This window comes from Intrasporangium oryzae NRRL B-24470, assembly GCF_000576595.1.
Classification (GTDB): domain Bacteria; phylum Actinomycetota; class Actinomycetes; order Actinomycetales; family Dermatophilaceae; genus Intrasporangium_C; species Intrasporangium_C oryzae.
Genome location: NZ_AWSA01000049.1, coordinates 24,632 through 31,162, shown reverse-complemented (window position 1 = coordinate 31,162; position 6,531 = coordinate 24,632). Strand labels below are relative to the sequence as shown.

Annotated in this window: 3 protein-coding genes; all 3 read right to left on the bottom strand. The window is 72.9% G+C overall.

Going from position 1 to position 6,531, the window contains the following annotated elements:
• On the bottom strand, positions 1 to 2,027 hold a 2,027-nt coding region (locus N865_RS17645), incomplete at its 3' end, for a class III lanthionine synthetase LanKC N-terminal domain-containing protein (protein ID WP_157557763.1).
• Positions 2,028 to 2,284: 257 nt separating this feature from the next.
• Positions 2,285 to 5,773, bottom strand: a complete 3,489-nt coding sequence (locus tag N865_RS17640; protein ID WP_051510917.1) for a TM0106 family RecB-like putative nuclease — start codon at positions 5,771 to 5,773, stop codon at positions 2,285 to 2,287.
• 201 nt (positions 5,774 to 5,974) lie between these two features.
• Positions 5,975 to 6,412 (bottom strand): SRPBCC family protein, encoded by a 438-nt coding sequence (locus N865_RS17635; RefSeq protein WP_034808772.1) that lies wholly within the window; start codon positions 6,410 to 6,412, stop codon positions 5,975 to 5,977.
• Between the last annotated feature and the right edge of the window lie 119 nt (positions 6,413 to 6,531).

Here is a 6,531-nt window from a genome sequence, read left to right as displayed (position 1 = left end):
CCGGCGTGGCCGAAGTGGAGGCCGACGGCCCCGCCCTGCGGCGCGGGCGCCCGGTCGACCCAACCGGCGAGCTCGGCGGCAGCACGACGGGCCCGGTCGTCGCCGCGGAGGCGTGCGGCCTGGAAGAGGACCCCGAGCAGGCCCGAGGCGCCGTGCTGGACGTTCGTCGGCAGGGTCGTCTCGCCGAAGGCCGAGGCCCGTGCGACGCGCGAGCCGCGCGGGGAGATCTCGCGGACGAGCCGGTCGAGGAGCGTCTCGATCGCCTCGTCGGCGACGGCGGCGTCGATCGGTTCGATGTCGTCGAGCGCGTGGCGGGCGCGGTCGGCCTCGCCCGGTAGCGTCCAGCCGGCCGTGGCCCCGGGTCGGGCCGCCCTGTCGACCGTCGCGATGACTGCGTCGAGCGAGGGGCGCGCGGCGGGGTCGCCGGTGAGGCGCACGGCGAGGTCGGCGAGGTCCGCGGGGACGCTGAGGCGTCGGGAACCGCGATCGAGCCACGCGTCGGTGCTCGTCGAGCCGTCCACCCCGAGCAGCGGGTCCTCGCCCGTCAGGACGAAGAGGACCAGCGCGCCGAGCGCGTGGAGGTCCATGGCGGGCTCGGGTGCCGCACCGCTCAGCTGCTCCGCGGGGGCGTATGCCGCTGTGCCGCTTCTCCGGGACAGGTCCACCTCCGCGTCGGCGGAGATCGCGAGCTCGGGGTCGATGATGGCGACCGTGCGGTCGGCCCGGACGAGGAGGTTGTTCGGTGTGAGGTCGCGCAGGACGAGACCGTGCTCGTGGACGACGCGCAGGGCCGCAGCCACATGACGCAGGACGTCGAGGGCGGCGGTCGGGTCCGAGGTGGTGGACGGGTCGGACGCGACCCCGCCCGGCTGGGCGGCGCGGCGCGAGACCCAGGCGCGCAGGGTCTCGGCGCCGAGGTCGCTCTCGGCGAGGAAGAGGTCGCCGCCCTGCTCGAAGAGCTGGACCGGGCGGGGAGTCAGGCCGGTGGGAGCGAGCTGCCCGAGTACGGCCGATTCGTGGCGCAGGCGGTCGCGGGCGTCGCGGCCCTCACGGTCGGCGGCGACGTGGGCCCGGGCCTGCTTGACGATGACGGCCTCGCCGGTCGTGAGGTCCTCCGCCCGGAAGACGCCACCGCGGTTCGCGTGCCGGATCGCCTCGCGGACGGCGAAGCGGTCACCGAGGAGGACCCGGGCGGGTGCTGTCGGTGCTTTCGGTGATGCGGCGGAGGCGGTGGGCGTCGTGGAGCCCGTGCGCGTGGTGGAAGCGGTGGGCGTCGTGACGGCCGTGGGCTGGGCGGCTGATGGAGGCTGGACGGTGGCCGACGGCTGGTCGGACCGCGAGCTCTGGAAGGGGTCGGTCAGCCATGCGGGGGGCGTGAAGCTCGCGCCGCGGGTGTCGGCGACCGTCCGGCCGTCCGGGGTCATGAGGGCGAGCTGGAGCTCTCCGTCGTGCGTGAGGACCGGCGTGCCGGTGAAGACGCCGTAGCGGTAGTGCACGAGGCTGCCCTCGCGCAGGGCGCGGTCGTTGAGGATGCGGGGTCCCGCGAGGCCCTCGGTGGCCACGTCGAGCAGGTGCGCGAGCCGGAGCGCATCGTCGAGGTCGGTCGGGTAGACGGTGACGATCTTGCCGGCGTTGCCGCGGGGACAGTGGGGGCTCGTCAGCGTGCGGACCTGGGAGTACGTCGCCGCCACCTTGAACGGGGTCCGGGCCGGGAGGAGGACCGCGGCGCAGGCTGCGAGCACATCGAGGACGCTCGCCTCGGTGGCAGACACATGGAGCTTCCAGCCCTGGCTGGGCAGCTCGGCCGTCGCGACGTCGGCGTGGGCCCAGGCCTCGTCGGTGCGGACGGTCCACCCGACGGTGTCGTGGAGTGCGACGAGGTCGGCGAGCAAGTGACCCGGCTCCGCGGCAGCCTCGACGGCGAGCGCGACCGATGCGGGCGGCATACCGCCGGTACATCTGCCGGGAGTGTTGTCCCCGACCTCTGCGTCCTCGCGACGCGCCTGCTGAGCGACTGGTGCCGACATGCCTGGTCTCCTGAATCTCGTTGCCCCGCTTGCGGGCTCACGGGGGTCAAGTGACGCAGGACGTGGGTCCTGATACATCCGGGCGAGAAACTCGTCGGCGCCGAAGTCAGGTGGGCGCACGATCTGCGGCCAGGCGCGGTGCCGTCAGGACGCCGGCAGTGGATCGTCACGACCCCTCGCGGGCGACACGGCAGCCCGCGGCGGGTCGGCGCCGGGCCGGGCGCCGGAAGGCGGTCGGCGGAGGCCGAAAGCGCAGGTCAGTGGCGGTGGAGACTCCCGGCAAGGACGGAGGTGCCGGCGGCCTGCTGCTGGCCGTGGCTCGCCTCGATGAGGCCGAGGAACCCGCCGAGCTCGGCCAGTCCGATGACCGTCGTCGGCATGTAGTGCGTCATCTGCGGCGAGTAGACGATGACGGCCGTCCACTTCGCACGCGAGACGGCGACGTTGAGCCGGTTGCGGTTGAGGAGGAAGTCCATCCCACGCGGCGCATCCCTCGGCGAGGAGACGGCGAGGGAGACGATCGTGACGGGCGCCTGCTGGCCCTGGAACTTGTCGACGGTCCCGACGCGGACCCCGCGGAACCCCCGCGCCGCGAGGGTGCGCCGGATGAGCGCCACCTGCGCGTTGTAGGGCGCGACGACGAGGACGTCGCGCTCGCCGAGCGGGCGGGTCTCGCCGTCCTCGGTCCACGGCCTGCCGAGGACGGCGGCGACCTCGTCGGCGACCGCGTCGGCCTCCTCCGGTGACGAGGTCCGGTTGCCGCTGTGTGGCACCGCGACGCTGCGGATGCCGGGCTCGACCCCGGCTAGGAGGCGGTCGGGCGCGCTGGACACGAGCCGGCCGTCGTAGGAGAGGCCGGAGACCGGCGCGCAGACGGCCTCGCACATCCGGTGCGACGTCGCGAGGAAGTAGCCGTGCTCGGCCGGGAGGGTGTGACGGGTCCCCATGAGCCACCCGAGGGCCGACTCGTCGACGGGCTCGGGGTGCTGGCCCTGGCACACCTGGGGCAGCTGCTGGGGGTCGCCGAGCAGGAGGAGGTTGCGCGCGGCGCGGCTCACGGCGACGGTGTTGGCGAGGGCGAACTGTCCCGCCTCGTCGATGACGAGCAGGTCGAAGGCCTGCGTGAGCGTCTCGGCCGAGAAGGTCCAAGCGGTGCCCCCGAGGACGCAACCCCGACCTCGAGCGCGGTGCTCGTCGACCCACGCGACCCGACCTGGACCGTTGCCGGTGACCTCGGTCCAGGCATGGGCACTGCGGTGCGGCGCGCTCTTGCCGACGAGCTGCGGGTCGAGCCCGTGCTCGACGATGCCGTCGAGGAGGTGCTCGACGACGGCGTGCGACTGGGCGACGACCCCGACGGTCCAGTGATGCGTCTCGACGAGGTCGCGGATGACCTGGGCCGCGCTCCACGACTTGCCGCTGCCGGGTGGGCCCTGGACGGCGAGATAGGACCGGTCGAGTGCGGTGACCGCCTCGGTCACCGCCGCGACGACACCGTCGGTGAGCGGGGGGAGGCGCCGGCCCTCGACGAGCCGTGGCGGACGTCGCGTGAGCAGGTCCCAGGCCGGATCTGCAGGCTCGTCCGCGGCAAGAGCGTCGTCGGCATACCGCTGGATGGACTTCTCGATGACGCCGGCAGGCACCGACGTCGGGGTCAGCGCAACAGGCAGGTCGCCGAACGACTCCCCCGGGGAGCAGGTCTCGACGACCTCGACGACCTCGGGCTGCTCGTCGTCAGGCGTCGAGACCTCGCGCTCCCTCTTCGCCCAGACGTAGGAGTCGTGGGCCTCCGTCCCGGGCGGCGCCGGCAGCGCATAGGTGGCGTAGGCCTGGCTCGACGGGCTGCTGCCCGGCGACCAGGCGCCGGTGAGGCGAAGAGTGCGCCGCGGGTTGCGCTGCCGCCTCTCGGTGGCCCAGTCGCTGACGACCTCGCCGCTCGCCACGACGAAGACGTCGCGGTCGTCGGCCCATTCGTTGACGTGGGTCTTGAGGCGGTGGAAGTGGTCCCACCAGAAGGGCAGGTCCTCGCGACGATGGTAGCCGACCGCGGCGGAGAGGAGGCGCCAGGCGCGTGTCGAGGCGGGCTCCGTCGTCGCCTCGGCACGATCGGTCAGCGCCGCGGCCAGGCGCTCGCGCTCCTGCGCGACGTCGGACGGGACCCGAAGCTCCGGCTTGTCGTCGGGCCTCGGCGTCGTGACGCGCACGCCGACCGTGTCGATGAGCCAGTCGCGCAGGCGCTGGGTCGAGAGGCAGTCGTAGGCGTTGTACTCCTGCAGGGCCTTGAGCCGGGTCGCTGCGGACTCCTCGTCGCCGTGCTCCCGGTCGAGCCGGTACAGGTGGTATTCCGCGATCGACACGTCACCCTTCTGCACGTCGCCCTCACGCAGCTCGTCGCCCATGTAGAGCGGCTCGAGCTTCTTGATGGAGTACGACGGCTGGGACACGACGACCGCCCGGCGGACGACGGCATACAGGTCGACGAAGACCTGCCGGCGCAGGAGGTCGTCGAGCTGGGCCTCGAAGAGGCCGTATCGGCCCGCGAGGCGCTTGAGGGCCGTCGTCTCGTAGGGGGCGTAGTGGTAGATGTGCAGGTCGGGATGCCGCGCCGACCGGTCGGCGACGATGGTCATGAAGTCGGCGAAGGCCTGCCGCTCGTCGGCGTAGTCGTGTGCCCAGAGCGGCACGAACTCGCCTTCGCCAGGGCGCTCGCTGGCCAGCCGGAGTCCCCAGAGGTACTCGAGGCCCGCGGTCGCGGGGTCGTCCTCGCTGTAGAGCGGGTCGCCCTCGAAGTCGAAGAAGATGTCGCCCGGGGAGGGCGGCGGCAGGAAGGGCGGCCGGTCGTCGGGCGCGTGGTTGTCCACCGGGGAGAACGCGACGACCCCCGACTCGAGCTGGCCGACCTGAGCCGCAGCCTGGGTGCGCAGCCGCGCGAAGGTCGCCGGGGTGAGGGCGGCCGGCCCCTCCGTCGCACGCGCGAGGTCGTGGATCGTGCGGACGCCCGCCTCGCGGAGCCTGCGCCGCTGGTCGCGGCGCAGCCCGGCCACGAGGAGGAGGTCGTCGTGCGCCTCGATCGCGGCCACGCACTCGGGGCACGAGCCGCAGAGGGTCAGGAGGTCGTCGTCCCACTGAGCCGCCCCGGAGGCGCCGAGCCGGTCGCGCACGATCTCGCGCAGCCGGTCGCGGCGGGCACGGAAGACCGGGAGGACGTCGCGGAGCGGCACGGGCTCGCGGCGCCCGTCGCCGAGCAGGAGGGCTCCCTCGGGTGCGACGGAAAGGCCGGCTGCCGACAGCTGGTCGGCGTAGGCGGCGACCTGGAGCATCGCCTTGGGCTTGGCGCTTCGGGCCAGCTTGGCGTCGGCGACGACCCAGCCCGCGTCGGACGGCTCGACGAAGTCGGCGTAGCCGAAGAACTCCCCGTCGTAGAACCCCGGTTGGTAGACGACCACCCCTGCCGCGAAGCGCGCGAGGCTGCGGTCGCGGAGGTCGCGCAGCGCCTCGTCCGTATGCCGGCCCTGCAGTCGCTCGATGCACGCGACCTCCGCGGTGGCGCGGTAGCGGTCGAGCAGGCGTCGCTCGTGCTCGTCGCCGAGCGTCGCGATTCGGTCCTGGAGGGCATCGACCGGCTCGGCGGCGGGCTCGACACGCCCCAGCCTGGCATCGAGGCGGCGGGCGACCTGGAACTCGCACTGCGAGGCGGCGGCGAGGTCGGAGGCCGACCACACCACGCGTTCTCCCACCAGGAACATGGCTCTCCTCGCATCGGTCGACGTCGCATTCGCGTACCCCATGGATAGCACCGCACGCCGACAGAGCCGGACACCCCTCCCGATCGCTCCTCCCGCCCATCCCCCTCGCGCGCCCTCCCGGTTCGATGTGTTCCACGGTCATCCGTGACCGTGGAACACATCGAACCGCGCAAGAGGGCGCCCGGCAGGGGGCCGGCGGCGTCAGTGCCAGTCGCTGATCTGGACGTCGTGCGGCGCGGGCGCGCCGGTGCCCGTCTCGAGGAGCGACTTGAGGCTCATGAGGAACGTTGCCCACTTGGTGCTGCAGTGGTACATGAACTCCACGGGCTCTCGCCAGCCGCGGTGGGCGAACAGGATGATCGTGAAGTCGCCCTCGGTCCGCAGGTCCCAGCTGACCTGGGTCCCGACCCACTCCTCCGGCCCACCGGTGACCTCCCACAGCACGTGGTCGGCCTGAGCCTCGAGGACCTTCATGTCGAAGCCGCCCGGGATGAAACGGAACTCGAGGGTGCCGCCGGGCGTGCCGTCGCCGACCGTGTCCTCGGTCCACCAGCCGGCGAGCCCCTCGGCCGTCGTCAGCGCGCGGAGGACCGCGTCCTGGGGTGCAGTGATCCCGACCCTGTGCAGGATGTCCGTCATCGTTCGTTTCCTTCTCTCGGTGATTAGCAACAAAAGGTTGCGCTTCACCGTAGCTGCGCGAACAGCAGACGCGCAACCTTTTGTTGCGTATGCCGCGGCCCGGGCTCACCCCTGCCGCG